At 41.8% G+C, this 19,454-nt stretch carries 12 protein-coding genes; 11 read left to right on the top strand and 1 reads right to left on the bottom strand.

What is annotated here, in order from left to right; translation table 11 throughout:
* Positions 1 to 3 precede the first annotated feature (3 nt).
* Positions 4 to 501 (bottom strand): DinB family protein, encoded by a 498-nt coding sequence (locus tag ABT310_RS00990; RefSeq protein ID WP_375324906.1) that lies wholly within the window; start codon positions 499 to 501, stop codon positions 4 to 6.
* A gap of 297 nt (positions 502 to 798) precedes the next feature.
* Here ABT310_RS00990 and ABT310_RS00985 point away from each other — a divergent pair, with 297 nt between their 5' ends.
* The 11 genes from ABT310_RS00985 to ABT310_RS00935 all read left to right on the top strand — a co-directional run bounded on the left by ABT310_RS00985 (position 799) and on the right by ABT310_RS00935 (position 19,388).
* Entirely contained in the window at positions 799 to 1,761 is a 963-nt protein-coding gene (locus ABT310_RS00985; protein ID WP_375326132.1) for a helix-turn-helix transcriptional regulator, read from the top strand.
* Between the two features lie 2 nt (positions 1,762 to 1,763).
* Positions 1,764 to 2,378 carry an alpha-ketoglutarate-dependent dioxygenase AlkB gene (locus ABT310_RS00980; protein WP_375324905.1) on the top strand — a complete coding sequence of 205 codons (615 nt, stop codon included), beginning with the start codon at positions 1,764 to 1,766 and terminating at the stop codon, positions 2,376 to 2,378.
* 90 nt (positions 2,379 to 2,468) lie between these two features.
* The gene (locus tag ABT310_RS00975) at positions 2,469 to 5,222 is read left to right on the top strand and encodes a Two component regulator three Y domain-containing protein (RefSeq protein ID WP_375324904.1); all 2,754 of its coding nucleotides are present in this window, start codon (positions 2,469 to 2,471) and stop codon (positions 5,220 to 5,222) included.
* A 232-nt stretch (positions 5,223 to 5,454) separates the two neighbouring features.
* Positions 5,455 to 8,493 (top strand): SusC/RagA family TonB-linked outer membrane protein, encoded by a 3,039-nt coding sequence (locus tag ABT310_RS00970; protein ID WP_375324903.1) that lies wholly within the window; start codon positions 5,455 to 5,457, stop codon positions 8,491 to 8,493.
* A gap of 13 nt (positions 8,494 to 8,506) precedes the next feature.
* A complete protein-coding gene (locus ABT310_RS00965) occupies positions 8,507 to 10,057 on the top strand; it encodes a RagB/SusD family nutrient uptake outer membrane protein (RefSeq protein ID WP_375324902.1) in 1,551 nt (516 codons plus the stop codon).
* Between the two features lie 22 nt (positions 10,058 to 10,079).
* A complete protein-coding gene (locus ABT310_RS00960) occupies positions 10,080 to 12,452 on the top strand; it encodes a LamG-like jellyroll fold domain-containing protein (protein ID WP_375324901.1) in 2,373 nt (790 codons plus the stop codon).
* Between the two features lie 38 nt (positions 12,453 to 12,490).
* The gene (locus tag ABT310_RS00955) at positions 12,491 to 13,855 is read left to right on the top strand and encodes a glucoamylase family protein (protein ID WP_375324900.1); all 1,365 of its coding nucleotides are present in this window, start codon (positions 12,491 to 12,493) and stop codon (positions 13,853 to 13,855) included.
* A gap of 3 nt (positions 13,856 to 13,858) precedes the next feature.
* Positions 13,859 to 15,232 (top strand): glucoamylase family protein, encoded by a 1,374-nt coding sequence (locus ABT310_RS00950; RefSeq protein ID WP_375324899.1) that lies wholly within the window; start codon positions 13,859 to 13,861, stop codon positions 15,230 to 15,232.
* Position 15,233: 1 nt separating this feature from the next.
* Positions 15,234 to 16,037, top strand: coding sequence for a prolyl oligopeptidase family serine peptidase (locus ABT310_RS00945; RefSeq protein ID WP_375324898.1), 804 nt, complete (start codon positions 15,234 to 15,236; stop codon positions 16,035 to 16,037).
* Positions 16,038 to 16,066: 29 nt separating this feature from the next.
* The gene (gene bglX, locus ABT310_RS00940) at positions 16,067 to 18,334 is read left to right on the top strand and encodes a beta-glucosidase BglX (protein WP_375324897.1); all 2,268 of its coding nucleotides are present in this window, start codon (positions 16,067 to 16,069) and stop codon (positions 18,332 to 18,334) included.
* A 223-nt stretch (positions 18,335 to 18,557) separates the two neighbouring features.
* On the top strand, positions 18,558 to 19,388 hold the full coding sequence (locus ABT310_RS00935) for an endonuclease/exonuclease/phosphatase family protein (RefSeq protein WP_375324896.1): 831 nt from the start codon (positions 18,558 to 18,560) through the stop codon (positions 19,386 to 19,388).
* The last annotated feature ends 66 nt before the right edge of the window (positions 19,389 to 19,454 follow it).

The raw sequence follows: 19,454 nt of genomic DNA, 5'->3' as shown, positions 1-19,454 counted from the left end.
AACTTATGAGCGATCGTAAAAAAATGGCGGTTCAATCTCTAAGGCACGTAAATACACATAGGCTTGTGCTCGGTGGTGAATCTCATTGTCCACAAAATATTGAAATTGGGAAAGTACAGAACCTTCAAATTGTCCAAAAAGCTTTATTATTTCTTGGAATCGTTCAATGCTGAGTTTATTCCACAACTGGTTGATTTCTTCCGTGTCTTGATCCCATTTTTCTAAAAATTGAGCTTTGGTGTTCCCATAATCCCTGTGCTCGTCAAATTCGGAAGCGGTACCGGATACGATTTCGGTTAGTCCGGGAACGGCAATGGCAAAAAGCTCCTTCACCATCTCGGAAAAAGGGCGCATTCCACCGATACTGTAATTGAAAAACTCTTTTTCTGGGAAGGCTTCGATAACCTTTCGGGTTAATCTTCTGTGACCTTGATAATGCTCTAAAAATTGTGTTGGACTCATAACTTGGGCTGTTGTTTGTTCATTGATGGTGTTTTCCATGTGAAAATGATTTAAAGGTTTATTGTTTCTGAAATCAAAGGTAAAATGGGGGTGTGACAGCCCCCTGTCAGTAGTGAAAATTAAAATCAAAAAAAGTGTGTTGACAATCTGTTGTCACATGGCCAACATAGCTTTGTAAAAGAGATGAAAGTAAGGTCCAATACCTGTCTAACGAATGGACAGGCAGTCGAGACCGATTTTGAAACTAATCAATCGATTAAATAAAGTAAGATGAGCTGGAAAACACCTTCCATCCTTGGATTGAAATCCTATCTTTGGGAGATAGCTCACGCAATTATGGGAATAGATACCGTAAAACGTTTTGATAGGATTGTTGCTATTTTAATTCAGCTACAGACCAAGCGGATTGTAAAGGCACAGGAACTCGCGGACCGATTTGAGGTGAGCTTGCGTACAATTTACAGGGATATTCGAACTTTAGAGGCCTCGGGAGTGCCCATAGTGAGTGAAGCGGGGGTTGGGTATTCCATTATGGAAGGCTATCGGTTACCACCCGTAATGTTTACCCGAGAAGAAGCAGGGAGTTTTGTGGCTGCAGAAAAGTTGATGCAGCAGTTTACCGATAAGTCTCTTGGGGCGTATTACGAATCGGCAATGTTCAAGTTGAAATCTGTACTGCGGGGAAGTGAAAAAGATTGGGTAGAGGCTTTGGAAACCCAAGTTACCATTGTTCCAGGTCAAGTGCTGTTCAATGATAAAGTGCCCAATGCTTTAGAAATACTTTTTGAGAGCATCGCCGAGCGAAAACAGGTGTTTCTACGTTATGAGTCGTTGCGGGAGGAGATACCTTCCGAACGAAACATTGAGCCCGTGGGACTTTTTAATGAAAATGGGTATTGGTATATTTTGGGCTATTGCCATTTGCGAACGGATTACAGGCATTTCCGAACGGATAGAATTCAATATATAGTTAGAACCTCCAAGGGTTTTATGTTGGAACACGGTACTTTGGATGAACATCGGAGCACAAAGGAAGCGAGTAACAAGACCAAGGTTAAAATATTGGTGGACAAAACGATATCAAAGTACATCAAAGGCCAATCTAAAAATTACGGATTGGTTTCGGAGGAGGTAAGGGGCAAACAAGTGGAAATGACCTTTATGACCCATGATTGGAAAAATGGCTTTGCCCGTTGGTATGTAATGTTCGGAGACTATGCTAAAATAATTGAGCCCGATTTTTTAAAGGAGCGCGTAGTGGAAATTTTGACAAAAAGCCAAGAGATGCTTTCCAATTAAAAATGGATTTGTTCAGCAGTCAAATAGACCCCAACAAAAATCTATTGCCCAAAGATGGGGTGGTAAACTATTTTGGCCCAATTTTGAATCAAACCGAGGCAGACCACTATTTTCAAAAGCTTATGGATTCCATTCCTTGGGAAAAAGATGTGCTTTTTATGTTTGGAAAACGTATCGAAACCAAACGTAAGATAGCTTGGTTTGGGGATCAAGCGTTCGACTATACCTATTCCAATACCACCAAAAGAGCCTTGTTTTGGACTCCAGAATTGTTTGAATTAAAAAAACTGACCGAAACGCTCACAGCAACCACTTATAATTCATGTTTGCTAAATCTATATCATTCTGGTGAGGAAGGAATGGGTTGGCACAGTGATGATGAAAAGGAATTACAACCCAATGGTGCAATTGCTTCCCTTAGTTTTGGAGCAGAACGTAAATTTGCTTTCAAACATAAAAACACCAAAGAAAAAGTGGAGTTGAATTTGCACCATGGTAGTTTATTGGTAATGAAAGGCGTAACCCAAAATCATTGGCACCATCGATTGCCTCCCACCAAAAAGGTGCCATCACCACGGATCAATCTAACTTTTAGAATCATCACAACAACTATCTAACATAATCTGGTTTTTCAACCTCTTATATTTGGCCCAGTAGTTTTGTATATTCATTGTTTCGAAAGACCTTTATCGAACAAACTAAACAGCATGCTATTTAGGCTTTTTATTCTTCTATTTTATTTCGCTTGTTTGCCTTTAATAGGGCAGCAATTGTTGCCTCCCATCCAAAACTATCAATTATTGGATTATAAAGGAGGAACTAAAAATTGGGATATTTCGGTAAACGAAAAGGGTGAGCTTTTCGTTGCCAACAATAAAGGTTTACTACATTTTAATGGTGAGGAATGGACGTTGAACAAATTGCCCAACAATACCATCATCCGTTCAGTGGAAAACATCGGAGATAGGGTGTATACAGGGTCTTATGAGGAATTTGGGTATTGGACCAAAAATGAGTTCGGTGAACTTGGGTACACCTCCTTAACTCATTTGATTAAAGACCATACGTTTACGAGTGAAGAATTCTGGGAGATTTTTCCATCTAAAGATGGATCGGTGATGTTCCGTTCCTTTTCTTCAATCTATACCTACTCCAATGACCAAATAACGGTAATAGACCCACCTTATGTAGTTTCTGATTTTATCGAGTTCAACAACAAGTTGGTTGTTGCCGCAGGGTCTACCGGACTTTATGAGGTGGTAGAAGGTAAATCTGTTCCCTTGCCCAATCAAGAACTGTTAAATGGAAAAACGGTTAATGATATGACCATAATTGAAGGTCAACTGTTGATAGGAACCAAACTTCACGGTTGTTTCTTATATGATGGAACGAGTCTTACCCCATGGTCCGCACCCATTAACGAAGCATTAAAACAGCACCAGCTAAACAAAATAACCTTATTGGGGAATGGACTTCTGGGTTTTGGAACCATCAAGAATGGGATGTACCTCTATGATACCACTTCCAAACAACAAAAGATACTCAATCGGGAATCGGGTCTTCAAAACAATACAGTACTTTCCCTATTACTGTTCAAAAATCAGTTATGGTTAGGTCTTGATAATGGAATCGCAAGGGTTAGAATCAATAATCCCATCTCATACTACACCGACTATACGGGTACACTGGGAATGGTTTACAGCATTGCTTGGTACAACGGAAAATTGTTTTTAGGAAGTAATACCGGGGTTTTTTACTTTGAAGGAAACCAACTTCAATTTGTAAATGGTTCACAAGGACATGTGTGGGATTTACGGGTTGTCGAAGGCGATTTGCTTTGTGGTCATAATACAGGCACCTATAAAGTCACTGAAGATAGTTTTGAGCAAGTAAGTGATATTGCAGGCGGGTACCAAATGATTAAGGTGCCGGGCCAAACTGCCACTTATGTACAGGGCACGTACAATGGACTGGCTAAATTTCAAAAATTGGAAAATGGCCAATGGCAGGTAGATAAAATTCAGGGTTTTGATGCACCGGTAAAGCAATTGTGTTTTGAAACCCCAGAGGTGCTATGGGTGGCCCATCCGTACAAAGGATTTTACCGCATGAACTTTAAAGGGACTGGCTATGGGGAGTTTGATGAGATTCAGGAGTTTGATCACGAAGGAGCGCCAAGTGAGTACAATGTAAAGCTTTACAATATTAAAAATACCATTGTGCTAAACAGTGAGGGTAATTGGTTCGCTTACAATCCAATTGCAGATCGTATTGAAAAATTTGATGCGTTCAAGGATTACAACAATAAAGAATTGCTCTTTTTTGATGAGGAGTATTTCTGGTTTGTGAACGACGAGAATCACAAGGCCATTATCCATACCAATTTAAAGGGTGATAGTCTATTAGTGACCGATTTGCCGCTTCGCGAGCGACTTGCCCCTGATTCCCAAAAGGTGGTGCAAGTAAATGATAGTACTTCATATATTACGTTGACAGATGGATTCGCTAAGATTAATGATCCAAGACTCAAACAAATAACCAGTGAAGAGCTGCCTGTTCCACAATTTGTGGTGCTTTATGATGAAGAACAAAAACATTCTGTCCTAGAGGAGTCCCTGGAAATACCATTTCGTCATTCTGAGTCCATAACCATTGAAGTAGCCGCTTCGGAGTACATCTCACCGAATTATTATTATCGGCTTGAAGGCCCAAAGGAGTATTCCGAATATTCTGAAAATGGGTTCATCAACTTTCAAAACCTGCCATTCGGTGCATACACCTTAAAAATTGCCACTTCAGGCATGGAAAATTCCATTTCTGATTTTAATACGTTGCAGTTCACAATTTCCCCGCCATGGTATTTCTCCTGGGGCAGCTTTGTCTTATATGCTGCACTGGGTGTACTTGTCATTTATTTGGTGCGTAGATACAACAGAAGAAAATTGGAACGTAAGCGACGCGAGCTGGAAGAACAGCTGAAACAAGAACAGCACGAACGAATGGAAAAATTGGAAAAGGAGGAATTGGCCAATCAGGTAAAATTAAAACAAAACGAATTGGCAAGCACTACCTTGAATATAGCCCGTAAAAATGAAATGATTTTGGAACTTAAAAATATGTTGGTGATGAATAAGGAGAAGTTTTCAAATTCACAACGGTATAGGTCATTCATCAAAAAATTGAACAGTTCCATTGAGGATACTGAAGATTGGAGACGATTTGAGGTCAACTTTAAAGAATTGCATGAAGATTTCTTTGAACGATTATTGAAATCTTTTCCATCCTTAACTCCAAAGGACCTTAAGCTATGTGCTTACCTTAAGATGAACCTTACCACTAAAGAAATTGCCCCACTTATGGGAATTACGGTAAGGGGAGTGGAGATACATCGCTATCGACTTCGAAAAAAGTTGGATATGGACAGTTCTGAAAATCTATCCAATTTTCTCATCACGTTCTAAAAGGGTTTAAGCGTATTTTAAGTGATGAAATATCAATTTTACCACTACATCATTACTACATCACTATGTTAATTCTTTTTACATCAAAGGAAGGGTGTACTACTGCAAACTAGGTAATACAAGGGGTTTCAGGCCCTTCATTGATGATGTATTTATTATGTATTCCAACAGCGGGCTATCGATGGGCTACTTTATTAATTTAGTAAAAATCTAACTCTATTTTTGCACAATTATGAAAATTAAAAGCAAACTTTTGCTAATCTCGTTTTTGTTGTTTCAGGCCGTACTTTTGGCCCAGAACAATATAACGATTTCGGGTACGGTGACCGATGATATGGGACAACCGTTACCTGGGGCAAGTGTAGTGCTTCAAGGCACTACTACAGGAATCCAAACCGATTTTGATGGTAATTATCGTTTGGAGAACATTCCAAGTAACGGAATCTTGGTGTTCAGCTACGTCGGATTTACAACTCAAACCATACCTATTAATAATAGGACTACCATCGACCTAACCATGGAAGCGGACACACAAAATCTAGATGAAGTTGTGGTGGTAGGTTATGGTACACAAAAGAAGGCCGATTTAACCGGTTCCATTGTCACGGTAGATGCGGAACAAATTGAAAAAACGCCTTCGGCCAACCCAGTACAATCCCTTCAAGGTAAGGTGGCTGGGGTTCAAATTGTATCACCTGGTTCTCCAGGCGCTTCACCAACCGTTAGAATTCGTGGGCTTGGAACTTATTCCAATGCGACAAGCTTATTGTATGTAGTGGACGGGATGTTCTACAGCAACATCGATTTCTTGAACCCAAACGATATTAAGTCGATGAACGTACTTAAAGATGCTTCATCTTCAGCGATTTATGGGGTAAGGGCTGCCAACGGTGTAATTATCATTGAAACAAAATCTGGTGGTAAAAACAGAAAGCCACAAATTGAGTACAATGGGTATACCGGTATTCAAAGAGCCCAAAATGTATTGCAAATGGCCAATGCTGAGCAGTTTGTGACCATGGCTGTTGAGTCTGGTTCTGCTGCCGACGTTCAATTTATATTAAATGCCATGCAACGCTACGGTCGTAGCCGAATCAACCCCAACGTACCGGATGTAAACACAGATTGGTACGATGAGATTATTCGTGATGGTGTTATCCAAAACCACAGTTTAAGTGTAACAGGTGGCACCGATAACGTTTCCTACTCCATGGGTACCAACTACTTTTCTCAAGAAGGTTTGTTGGATATGAAAAACGACTATGAAAGGTTCAATATTCGATCCAAACTGGATATAGATGTGTTGGATAACCTAAAAATGGGAGTAAATACCGTATTCAGTAACGCGACCCAACAAACACCTGAAAACTCAGCCTGGTTCAAAGCCTATTTTGCAGTACCGATTTTACCAGTTTTTGATGAAATGAACACCGAGGCATCTCCAACTCGCTATGCGAATGCACAAGCTTTGGGCTACAGGGGAACACAAAACCCTTTCCCAGATATGGATTACAACGACAACAGGTTGAAAATACGCAAGTTGTTGGCCAATGTTTATTTGCAAACTGACATTATTAAAGACAAGCTAACGTTTAAAACCACCTATAATGTTGACTTTTCTGCCCTGGAAGAGCGGTATGTGAACTTACCTTACAACATGGGATTTGGTGATCAAAGAATTTCATCCATTAACAGACGTCAGAACAACTATTTTAACCAAATTTGGGACAATGTGTTGACCTATACGGACACTTTTGATGAAGATCACATTGTGACCGTTATGGCGGGAACCTCTTTTAGGGATGAAGCAGCAAACCAGTTTCAGGCAACAGGAAGCGACATTGCAGGTATCGACTATGAAACATCATGGTACCTCAATTTTGCAGATCCTTTATCCTTTAACAATAATGTAGCGGAGAACAATCGTAGAATTTATGGGCAATCCTACTTCGGAAGGGTATCCTACAACTTTAAAAACCGCTATATTCTATATGGAACTTTCAGAGCAGATAGATCATCCAAGTTCACCAAAGAACAGTGGGGATATTTTCCATCTGTTGGTGCAGGTTGGGTACTTTCGGAAGAACCATTTATGGAAAATGTGGGCTTCTTCGATTTCTTAAAATTGAGAGCGGCTTGGGGTCGTTTAGGTAACGATAACGTGCCTGCAAGTTCAGGTTCCAATACCATTTCCAATCAAACAGTTGACTTGGGCGATACGCCAAATACAGGGATTACCGCTACAAGTACCTTCACCGATTTAACTTGGGAAGTTGTTGAGGAGTTGGACTTCGGTTTCAACATGAACACCTTGAACAACAGACTTTCCGTAGAAGCTGATTATTACATTAGGGATACGGAAGACGCCATTATGCCCGTTTATATTCCAATCGCGAACCAAACCGTGTCCAGAAACTCAGGGGTTATCCGTAACTCAGGGGTAGAGGTGGCCTTAAATTGGAGCGATGAAATTTCTCCGGACTTTACCTATACTATTGGAGCCAATTTTACCACCGTAAAAAACGAGGCCATTGAAATAGAGGATGAAAGTGGCTATATCGATTCAGGTTCTGCCGAATTTAGACAAAGAACCATGGTAGGCGAACCACTTTATGCTTTCTACGGCTACGAAACCACTGGAGTTTATCAAAACCAAGCCCAGATTGATGCCGACCCGGTAGCGCAAAGTGCAATTGCCGATGGGCAGAACATTCAACCCGGTTATTTAATTTTTAATGACCGAAATGGCGATGGTACAATCACTGATGAAGATAGAATGGTCATTGGTTCGTTCCTTCCAAAATTCACCTATGGAGGTAATATCGGGCTCAATTACAAAGACTTCGGATTCTCCATGAACTTTTACGGACAGTCTGGCAACAAAATTCTCAACAGAAAACGAGGTGAGGTCATCTTCACCAACGATACCAATATGGATGCCGATTTGGCCAAGAATAGATGGCATGGTGAGGGGACTAGCAACAGTTATCCATCATCTGCAGGTCTACGAGATAGCTGGAACCAGCGTTTGAGTAATTTTTGGGTAGAAGATGGAGATTTCTTCCGAATCCAGAACATTCAGTTGGCCTACACCCTTCGTGGTGATAAACTTAAGGGGAATGCACCCGACTTCAAATTTACATTGACCGCAGAAAGACCACTGACTCTTTTCAACTACAATGGATTTAATCCAGAAGTGTCAGATGGCGTGGATCGCCAAACGTACCCAGTACCGGCCATCTACACCATAGGTGTTAATGTTAAACTATAAAAAGAAAATTGTGATGAAGAATTATAATAACCTAATATATAGAATGGTATTGGTGCTGATTGCGATATTTACTTTGCAATCCTGTTCCGATAAGTTTGACGACATTGAAGGTCAGTTGAATGCCGATGACCTTGATTACACGGCCACCGAAGATATGGTGCAAGCCTTGGTGGGATCCTACTATATTATTGCTACCAGAGGATGGGAAGAACCTTTATTGCTTTCTGTTCGTGGCGATGATGTAAATGCAGGAGGTTTAGGAGACCAGCAGCCCTTTGCCGATACCGATAATTACGTGTACTCCCAAGGATATTGGATGTACAACTCCCTTTGGAATGTGCACTATGGAGATATCGTTCAATTAAACACTCAAATTGAGCTAATCGAGAACTTCAAGGATTTTGCCGATGAAAGCGAAAAAGCCACGGCAGACCAATACATTGCTGAGATAAAAGTAATGCGTGCCTGGTTGCACTTTAATTTGGCAAGAGTTTGGAGTGATGTATTTATTATCGAATCTACCCAACCAGATGCAGAAATAGCGAATGGACCAGTTTCCAAGCAACTGATGATGCAATTTATCTCAGATCAAATGGATGAGGCCATTCCTTTATTGCCCAACTTAAGGCCCAACGAACGAACAGATATTCCGGGTGGAGTTACTCGCTATACCGCCTATGCCTTAAAAGCGATGGCTCATTTGGAAATGGAAGATTACCAAGGAGTGGCCGATGCCTGTGCAGCCATTATCAACTCTAACAAGTTTTCTTTGCACCCAGACTTCTACAGCCTTTTCAAAAAACCAGGAGAGTTGAGCGATGAGAGCATCTTTGAACTTCAATTCTCTGATTATGGTTCTAGTACGGGAGATACGTTCTATCACCTATATGCACCATTTGGACCTCAAGGTTGGACCCCGGCAAGAGAAAATGCCTCTGGAGGATGGGGCTTTTATGAGCCAAGTATGAAATTCATCAAGTTTATGTTGGATAGAGGGGAAACTGAAAGATTGGAAACTAGTGTGCTATTTACAGACCGTGGTATTGCAGAATTACAAACAGATCCCAATTATGCAACCTTACCATCGTTTGTGAGCAATACTACTAGAGATGGCGATGTGATCAACGATTACGCAAGAGCTCTTTTTGCCAGTGGAAAACACTATTTGCCATCCGTTCAATTGACCGATCAGAGAAATGATTATGCTGGCGGTAAAAACATGATCGTAATGCGCTACGCAGAAGTACTGTTAATGTATGCCGAAGCCTTGACGCGAGGAGCAAGCGGTTCAGGTATGACAGCAGACCAAGCGGTAAACCTAGTACGTACAAGAGCAGGAATGTCAACTGTTTCAGGTGTATCCTCAGAGGATGTAATGGACGAAAAATTTGCCGAATTGGGCATGGAGTGGGGTATCCGCTACTACGATATGATCCGTTTGGACAACTACAGCGAATTGAGCTACGATGGAAGAACCTTTACAGCAGATAAAGAGTTATTGCCTTATCCACAAGCACAGTTGGATGCACTTCCAAGCTTGGGCGGAAGCGGTAGCGACGATTAACTAACTAAATAAACTACACAAGATGAAATATATAGTAAAATCCATTTGGATGCTTTTGGGGATCCTGGTGATTTCTTGTAACGAAGGTATCGACCCCATCACTGCAGTGGATGCAGGTGTGGACGAATCAGCGCCACAAGTGACCATAACATATCCAACAGAAGGCGTGGAACTTATGCCATTTGAGGAAGAAACCTCCATTGATATTGTGTTTGAAGTGACCGACGATATCGAGGTGACAAATGTTTCAGTGGCCATGGACGGGTCGCAGATTGCTTCCTTTTCCTCTTTTAAGGATTATAGAATCGTATTGGAAGAAGTAACTTATGATGGATTGGGCAATGGAGATCACAAAGTAACTGTGACCGCCACCGACATCGAAGGAAAAACCACTACAGAAGAAGTGAACTTTGCCAAGTTGGCACCCTATAGTGCTCAATTTGATGGTGAAGTTTTGTACATGCCATTCAATGCTGATTATATGGACTTTATCAGCTTCCAAGAGGCAGGTGAAGTAGGTAATCCAGGTTTTGCGGGAGACGGATTTTTGGGGGCCGACGCTTTTGAAGGTGCACAAGATTCATATTTAACATTCCCAATGGATGGACTTAAAAGCTCCGAGTTCAGTGCGACATTCTGGTACAAAGTCAATCCTACTCCCGATAGAGCCGGTATTTTGGTCGTGGGTGACGATGCCGACGATAGAAATCAAGGCTTCCGTTTGTTCCGTGAAGGAAATGCTGACGAACAGCGCATCAAAGTAAATGTGGGTACAGGAGCAGGAGAAAGTTGGAACGATGGTGGTGTAATCGATGTGACCGCAGGAGAATGGGTGCACGTAGCACTTTCCATTTCCCAAACACAGAGTACCATTTATTTCAATGGTGTTGAAATGTTAACTGCTGATTTGCCAGCACCTATCGATTGGACAGGTTGTGAGGAATTACATATAGGTTCAGGTGGACCAACCTTTGACTACTGGGATCATGGTTACGATGCAAGTCAAATGGATGAGCTTCGTATCTTCAATAAGGCCTTGACACAAAGTGATATCCAAATCATGATCAATGCGGCTAATCCTTATATGCCTCAATTCCCAGGAGAATCGTTGTATATGCCTTTTGATGGGGATTATATCGACTTGATTGGAAGTAAGGCAGCAAGTACCGTAGGTTCACCAAGCTTTACAGATGAAAGTCAAGTTGGAGATCAAGCCTATTTAGGAGCCACAGATTCATACATTAACTATCCAGCAGATGGGCTAATGTCCGCAGAGTTTAGTGGTTCGTTCTGGTATAAAGTGGATGCAACCCCAGATAGAGCAGGAATTATTACTATCGGTGATGATGCAACCGATAGAAACCAAGGTTTCCGTTTGTTCCGTGAAGGAAGCGCTGACGAACAACGCATTAAGCTAAATGTTGGAACAGGAAGCAGTGAAAGTTGGAATGATGGAGGTATAATTGATGTCACCGCAGGAGAATGGGTGCATATTGCCTTCACCATTTCAAGCACCGAAAGCGTTATTTATTTGAACGGTGCCGAAGCATTGACTTCAGCGATGTCTGCTCCAATCGATTGGACAGGTAGTGATACCTTCACCATTGGTTCTGGTGGACCAACCTTTGATTATTGGGGGCACGCTTCCGATAATAGTAGCATCGATGATTTAAGATTCTTCAGCAAAGCATTGACCGCAGAAGAAGTGGCCGAAGTTTTTGGAGGTGATGTTGCCCCTAAAAATTATGGGTCAACATTATATATGCCTTTTGACGGAACCAATGTTGATGACAATTCTGGAGCAGTAGCAACAGTAGAGGGAACCCCTGGTTTTGCCGGAGAAAGCGCAAAAGGGAGCGATGCCTACGCAGGAGCTACAGATTCATACTTAACATTCCCAATCGATGGCTTGTTCAGCAACCAATTTAGTGGGGCATTCTGGTATAAAGTAAGTGGAGACCCCGATAGAGCGGGAATCTTGACGGTTGCCCCTCCAATGAATGGTGCAGATAATGATTTGTCATCAGGATTTAGATTATTTCGTGAGGGAAGTGCCGATGAACAGCGCATCAAACTTCATTTAGGAACCGATGCAGGTGATGTTTGGAACGATGGTGATGTTATCGATGTAACAGCAAACGAATGGGTGCACGTAGCCTTTACGGTGACCGAAACCGAAACATTGATTTACTTCAACGGAGAACCTGTGGTGAATACTGGTGATATGGCAGGTAAGACCATAAGTTGGGACAATTGCACCATCCTATCCATTGGATCGGGAGCACCCAATTTTAGTGGTTGGAATCACCTTTCCGATACTAGTTTTATCGATGATCTATACCTATTCGATAGAACGTTGACACAAGAAGAAATTCAAGAAATTATGAATAATTAAGTGCTTGGCACTGCTAATTAGTAGAATATTTAGTTTGTATGAGGTTAATTTTAATTCCATTGGCCATTGCCACCCTAATTATAGGGTGCAATGGCCAAAAAACTAAGCAAGACGCCAAAACAACATCAGAAATAGATGCAGATAGTCTTGCCTTGGCAGATGAGGTCATGTTGGACACGCTTCAGTACCAAACCTTCAATTATTTTTGGGAGGGAGCGGAACCCGTTTCAGGATTGGCCAGAGAACGTATGCACATGGATGGGATCTATCCCAATCACGATAAGGATATCATAACCACGGGAGGTTCAGGATTTGGACTTATGGCCATTTTGGTTGGTGTCGAAAGAGGATTCATTACCCGTGAGCAAGCCCTGGAACGTTATGAGCGGATCATAGACTTTTTGGATAAAGCCGATCGTTTTCATGGGGCATGGCCGCACTGGTTATTGCCATCGGGTAAAGTGACCCCTTTCAGTAAAAAAGACAATGGGGGAGATTTGGTGGAAACCGCCTTCTTGGTGCAAGGACTCCTGATCGTAAAAGCCTATTTTGAAAACGGAAATGATCGCGAACAACAACTCGCCCAAAAAATCCAAGAACTTTGGGAAGGTGTCGAGTGGGACTGGTACACTAAAAATGGGGAAGATGTGCTGTATTGGCATTGGAGCCCAGAGTACGAATGGGAAATGAATTTCCCCGTAGGAGGTTATAACGAAGCCCTTATCATGTACATTTTGGCTGCCGCTTCACCCACACACTCCATTGAAAAATCAGTATACGAAAAAGGTTGGGGCGTTGATGGTGAAATCGCAAAGGACACCACCTATTATGGACTAAAGACCGAAATGAACCACTACGAGCATAGTGATGCACCCGTTGGACCACTTTTCTGGGCCCATTATTCCTATTTGGGATTAAACCCCAAAGGATTGAAAGATCAATTCGGTGACTATTGGAAATTGAACCAAAACCATGCGTTGATCCATTATAAATATGCCGTGGACAACCCAATGGATTACAAAGGTTATGGCGAAGATTGTTGGGGCTTGACCTCCAGCTACTCCATCAATGGATATGCAGGGCACCGCCCAGGAGAGGATTTAGGGGTGATTTCACCCACCGCCGCACTTTCATCCATGCCATACACACCAGAAGAAAGTATAAAATTCATGAGGTTCATGTACAACCAACAAGATAGTTTGATTGGAAAATACGGACCTTATGATGCCTTTAGTTTAGAATCGGAATGGTATTTGCCAAGATATTTGGCCATCGACCAAGGCCCCATTCCAGTGATGGTTGAAAATTACCGTAGTGGATTGTTCTGGAAATTGTTCATGGCCAATGAAGACGTACAAAAAGGTTTGATGAAATTGGGATTTGAAAGCCCAAATATGAAATAATTAATGATTAAAAACACCATATATCTTATCCTGTTCTCCACATTGATTTTCTCGTGTGGAGGAGGGGATGATTATACCTACATTCCAACGACACCCGAATTGCCTGGTAACGGTTCCGATGGTGATGATACCCCTACAATTTCCGATGAAGAACTACTGGATTTGACCCAAGCAACCACTTTTAAATATTTCTGGGATTATGCCGAAGCAAATTCTGGCGGGGCAAGGGAAAGATACCATCCAAACGACCCGGGAAACAGCGCCAATGTGGTGACCACAGGAGGAACAGGTTTTGGATTGATGTCGATTTTGGTAGGAATAGAAAGAGGTTTCGTCACCAGAGCTGATGGAGTGGAACGTTTGAATATCCTGTTGGATTTTTTGGAGAATGCGGACCGTTTTCACGGCGCATGGTCCCATTGGATAAATGGCGGAACAGGTGCAGTAATTCCTTTTAGTACCATGGACGATGGTGGAGATCTGGTAGAGACGGCTTTTCTAGCGCAAGGATTGATTTGTGTCAAGGAATTCTTCAAAAATGGTTCAGATGCTGAGCAAGCATTGGCACAACAAGCTGATGAATTATGGAAGGGTGTAGAATGGGATTGGTACACACAAAATCAAAATACATTGTATTGGCATTGGAGTCCCAACTACAATTTTGATATGAATATGCAATTGAAAGGCTATAATGAGGTGTTGATTACCTATGTAATGGCCGCGGCATCACCTGATTTCGGAATTGAAAAGGAAGTTTACACCAACGGATGGGCCTCTGGAGGGGGTATCCGCTCCTCGAATACCCAATACGGTTATCCACTTTTAGTGAAGCATAACGGCAATGAACAATTTGGTGGACCCTTGTTTTGGGCACATTATTCGTATTTGGGATTAGACCCAAGAAACCTTTCCGATGATTATGTAAATTATTGGGATGTAAATGTGAACCACACCATGGTCAATTATGAATACTGTGTGGACAATCCCGAGTTTTATCAAGATTATGGTGAGGATTGCTGGGGTTTAACTGCCAGTTATTCCCGCAATAGCGATGACAGCTTGGGATACAATGCCCATAGCCCAAGTAACGATACCGGGATTATTTCACCAACAGCCGCAATCAGTTCAATTCCATACACGCCCGAACAATCTTTGGCCGCAATGCATTACTTTTATAAAAATAGTGATGATTTATTGGGGCCAGCTGGTTTTTATGATGCCTTTAGCCCAGAATATGATTGGGTGGCAGAAGCCTATTTGGCCATTGACCAAGGACCGCAGATCATCATGATTGAAAACTATCGTACCGGATTGCTTTGGGACCTATTTATGGCAAACGAAGATGTACAGGCCGGTTTAACCAAACTAGGATTTTGATATGAAAAAACTAAGCACTTTATTCTTGATGATGTTTGTTTGTACCATGGTTTCCGCACAATGGCAATCCAAGTACAAAGCCGAAATGATAATCGATGGGAACGATACCTTAAGGTATCGCATCATGTACCCAAAAAATTTCAAAGAAGATGGAAACTATCCTGTGGTTTTGTTTCTTCATGGAGCAGGGGAGCGTGGAAACGATAACGAAAAGCAACTTTGGAACGGGGCAAAATTATTTGCTACCGATTACCTACAAGAACGTTATCCTGCTGTAGTGATATTTCCCCAGTGTCCAACCGACAGTTATTGGGCCAGTGTAGATGTGGATAGAAGTTCATATCCTATCAATTTGGATTTTAAATATAAAGATGGTCCCACCAAACCCATGCAAATGGTGATGGATTTGGTTCAATCAACAATCGACCAACCTTACACCAAGGATGATCAAATTTATTTGATGGGACTTTCGATGGGGGGTATGGGAACCTTTGAATTATTGAGTAGAAAACCCGATACGTTTGCGGCTGCAGTTCCAATTTGTGGTGGAGGTGAACCAGAATCCGTATCTGTTTATGCCGAAAATACGCCATTATGGGTGTTTCATGGCGCCCAAGACAATGTAGTGCATCCTTTGCAGTCTGTAGAAATGGTGTCTGCCTTATTGAAAGTAGGAGCGCACCCTAAATTCACCATGTACGATTTCGCCAACCACAATAGTTGGGACCCTGCATTTGCAGAACCAGATTTGTTGCCTTGGTTGTTTTCACACAGCAAGAAAACCGCTGTAGAAATGCCAGAATAAGAAAATGTTACCCCTAACAACCTAATATAATGCACTATAAAAAAATACTTTTAGCCTGTATTGTGCTTTCTTTTTGGGGAATGCAAGCCCAAAAAAGAGTTCCAGAAGTGGAAGCACTGCTGAATAAAATGACCCTTGAGGAAAAAATTGGCCAGTTAAATCTGTTGACACCCGGTGGTGGAGTTGCAACGGGTGAGGTGGTGAGCAAAGATGTGGAATCCAAGATCAAGAATGGTCAAGTTGGGGGACTTTTTGGGGTTGCTGGGCCCGATAAAGTTCGGATAGCTCAAGAAATCGCCGTTAAAGAAAGCCGTTTGGGCATTCCATTGCTTATTGGTTCGGATGTGATTCACGGATACAAAACCACCTATCCGATTCCTTTGGGCCTTTCAGCAAGTTGGGATATGGATTTGGTGCAACAAGCAGCTCAATTGGCTGCCAAAGAAGCCACTGCAGACGGTATTAATTGGAATTTTTCACCAATGGTCGATATTGCTCGCGACCCAAGATGGGGTCGTATTTCAGAAGGAGCAGGAGAAGATCCCTATTTGGGGTCAAAAATAGCCGAAGCCATGGTAAAAGGTTATCAAGGTGATGATTTGGCAGCTGCCCATACCATGTTGGCCTGTGTAAAACACTTTGCGCTTTATGGTGCGGCTGAAGCCGGACGTGATTATCACACAGTGGACATGAGCAAAATAAAAATGTTCAACCAATACCTGCCACCTTATGAAGCTGCTATTAAAGCAGGTGCCGCAAGTGTGATGAGTTCTTTTAATGACGTGGATGGAGTACCTGCCTCTGGCAATAAATGGTTATTGACAGATTTGCTTCGTGACCGTTGGGGTTTTGAAGGTTTTGTGGTGTCCGATTACACTTCAGTAAATGAAATGATGGCCCATGGATTGGGAGACTTGCAAGCTGTTTCTGCATTGGCATTAAAAGCCGGTTTGGATATGGATATGGTGGGTGAAGGCTTTTTAACCACACTGAAAAAATCTTTGGATGAAGGCAAGGTTACCGAAGCCGATATAACAAACGCTTGCCGAAGAGTATTGGAAGCCAAATTTATTTCAGGATTGTTTGATGATCCCTACAGGTATTTGGACTCCAAACGGCCAAAAAAGGATATTTTAACAGATGATAACAGGGCATTGTCCCGCAAATTGGCCACACATTCCTTTGTGTTGCTTAAAAATCATAACAACATTCTTCCTTTGAAAAAAACTGGCAAAATTGCCTTGGTTGGCCCATTGGCAGAAAGCAGGGAGAATATGTTGGGAACTTGGGCACCTACAGGCGACTTTAATCTAGCCGTAACGATCCTTGAAGGTTTTAAAAATGTGGCTTCCAGTGCAACCATACAATATGCAAAAGGTGCCAATATTTCCGACGATGCCGATTTTGCCAAAAATGTAAATGCTTTGGGGGAAAGAATCGTGATTGATGAGCGCTCCCCAGAAACTATGGTGAAAGAAGCGGTGGAATTGGCCAAATCTTCAGATGTGGTGGTGGCCGTCGTAGGTGAGGCAACCGAAATGAGCGGTGAATCTTCAAGTCGTACTGATATTTCAATTCCCGAAAGTCAAAAGAAACTGATCAGAGCCTTAGTGGCAACAGGAAAACCGGTTGCATTGGTTTTGATGAGCGGTAGACCATTGACCATTCCTGAAGAATTTGATATGCCCGTATCCATTTTACAAGTATGGCATCCAGGGGTAGAAGCTGGAAATGCCATTGCCGATGTGGTGTTCGGAGACTATAATCCATCAGGAAAATTGACGGCTACGTGGCCTGTGAATGTGGGGCAAATCCCTGTTTACCATAGCGCAAAAGTTACGGGGAGACCTTCCCCCGATAGCGGTGAATTTCAAAAATTTAGGTCGAATTATCTAGACGCTCCAAATACACCTCTATTGCCTTTTGGTTATGGCTTAAGCTATACTACTTTTGAATACTCCAACCTTACGTTGAGCAAGAAAGAGATTGGTCAGGGGGAATCAGTTTCGGTAACCGTAACTGTGAAAAATACGGGAAATTACGACGGGGAAGAAGTGGTTCAACTCTATTTGAGGGATGTGATAAGAAGTATCACACCACCAAAACGTCAATTGAAGGGCTTCAAAAAAATCATGTTGAAAAAAGGGGAGAGCAAAGAGGTGACCCTTACCTTGTCTCCCGATGATTTGAAATTTTTTAATGCCCAATTGGAATCTGTAGCTGAACCGGGGAAATTTGAAATTTTTGTCGGAACCAATTCCGATGCTGAATTAAAGGACTCCTTCACCCTAAATTAGGCTTGGCGTCATAAAGAATAACCTTAGTGGGGCCGTTTTTTGTTTGCTTTTTCAAATAAAAGGGCCAACTCATCTTTTATATGATGATTTTGATGAATGGGAACGTTGATATTCTCCAACCCGACCATGAAAAGCCTGATAAATTAAAGATATGATAACATGCATGCTCCTAAAATTCGATAGTTTGCTTATTTATTTTAAATTTTGAGTCATAAAATCTCCAATGAAGAAAACAATTCTCCTTCTGTTGGCAGTGGTATCCGTATTGAGTGCCAAAAGCCAAACCATCGATATCATTTCCTATAACATCCGATACGATAACCCTGATGATGCCCCAAACAATTGGGACAATCGGAAGGAATTTCTCATTTCACAACTCAATTTTTACAATCCCGATGTGTTTGGGATACAGGAAGGGCTGATTCATCAGGTAAAAGAAATTGATAAGGGTTTACCCGAATACACCTATTTTGGAGTAGGCCGAGACCATGGGGATGAAAGAGGGGAACATACTGCAATTTTTTATAATCAGGAGCGAATAGAATTATTGGAGCAGTCTACGTTTTGGTTGTCCACCACTCCCGAAAAACCGTCTAAAGGTTGGGATGCAGCCTTGCCACGCACTTCTACGTATGGAATTTTTAAAAACAAAAGTGATGGCACCAAGTTTATGGTCTTCAATACCCATTTTGATCATGTTGGAGTAAAGGCCCGTGAAGAAAGTTCCAAACTCATCCTTGAAAAAATAAAAGAATTGAATGCCGAAAATTATCCCGTGGTTGTAACAGGGGATTTTAATTTGGAGAGTGATAGTCCAGGCGTTCAAGTCATTTTAAAAGAAATGAAGGATACGCATATTGCTGCAGGTAAAAATGCTTTCGGACCTGATGGCACCTTCAATGGCTTTCAATTTGAACAGCCTGTGGAACGTAGAATCGATTACATTTTTGTTTCGGATGAATTCACTGTCCTAAAAAGTGCTATTTTAAGCGATTCCAAAGATACCCGATACCCATCGGACCATTTACCGGTTTTCGCAAGACTAAAATATTAGTCCTTGGGAAAAGCTTAATGATTTTAAATATAGTCTTCGTTGACGTTTAGGTTCTATCCTCACATT

Origin of the sequence: Flagellimonas cixiensis (assembly GCF_042134615.1) — a bacterium.
GTDB lineage: Bacteria > Bacteroidota > Bacteroidia > Flavobacteriales > Flavobacteriaceae > Flagellimonas > Flagellimonas cixiensis.
The sequence above is the reverse complement of the archived record's forward strand: the minus strand, read 5'-3'. Positions and strand labels throughout refer to the sequence as shown.

Bases quoted from the DNA above. Each gene is read 5' to 3' on its own strand.
- ABT310_RS00990 (WP_375324906.1), bottom strand. From the start codon at position 501: ATGGAAAACACCATCAATGAACAAACAACAGCCCAAGTTATGAGTCCA.
- ABT310_RS00985 (WP_375326132.1), top strand. From the start codon at position 799: ATGGGAATAGATACCGTAAAACGTTTTGATAGGATTGTTGCTATTTTA.
- ABT310_RS00980 (WP_375324905.1), top strand. From the start codon at position 1,764: ATGGATTTGTTCAGCAGTCAAATAGACCCCAACAAAAATCTATTGCCC.
- ABT310_RS00975 (WP_375324904.1), top strand. From the start codon at position 2,469: ATGCTATTTAGGCTTTTTATTCTTCTATTTTATTTCGCTTGTTTGCCT.
- ABT310_RS00970 (WP_375324903.1), top strand. From the start codon at position 5,455: ATGAAAATTAAAAGCAAACTTTTGCTAATCTCGTTTTTGTTGTTTCAG.
- ABT310_RS00965 (WP_375324902.1), top strand. From the start codon at position 8,507: ATGAAGAATTATAATAACCTAATATATAGAATGGTATTGGTGCTGATT.
- ABT310_RS00960 (WP_375324901.1), top strand. From the start codon at position 10,080: ATGAAATATATAGTAAAATCCATTTGGATGCTTTTGGGGATCCTGGTG.
- ABT310_RS00955 (WP_375324900.1), top strand. From the start codon at position 12,491: ATGAGGTTAATTTTAATTCCATTGGCCATTGCCACCCTAATTATAGGG.
- ABT310_RS00950 (WP_375324899.1), top strand. From the start codon at position 13,859: ATGATTAAAAACACCATATATCTTATCCTGTTCTCCACATTGATTTTC.
- ABT310_RS00945 (WP_375324898.1), top strand. From the start codon at position 15,234: ATGAAAAAACTAAGCACTTTATTCTTGATGATGTTTGTTTGTACCATG.
- bglX (WP_375324897.1), top strand. From the start codon at position 16,067: ATGCACTATAAAAAAATACTTTTAGCCTGTATTGTGCTTTCTTTTTGG.
- ABT310_RS00935 (WP_375324896.1), top strand. From the start codon at position 18,558: ATGAAGAAAACAATTCTCCTTCTGTTGGCAGTGGTATCCGTATTGAGT.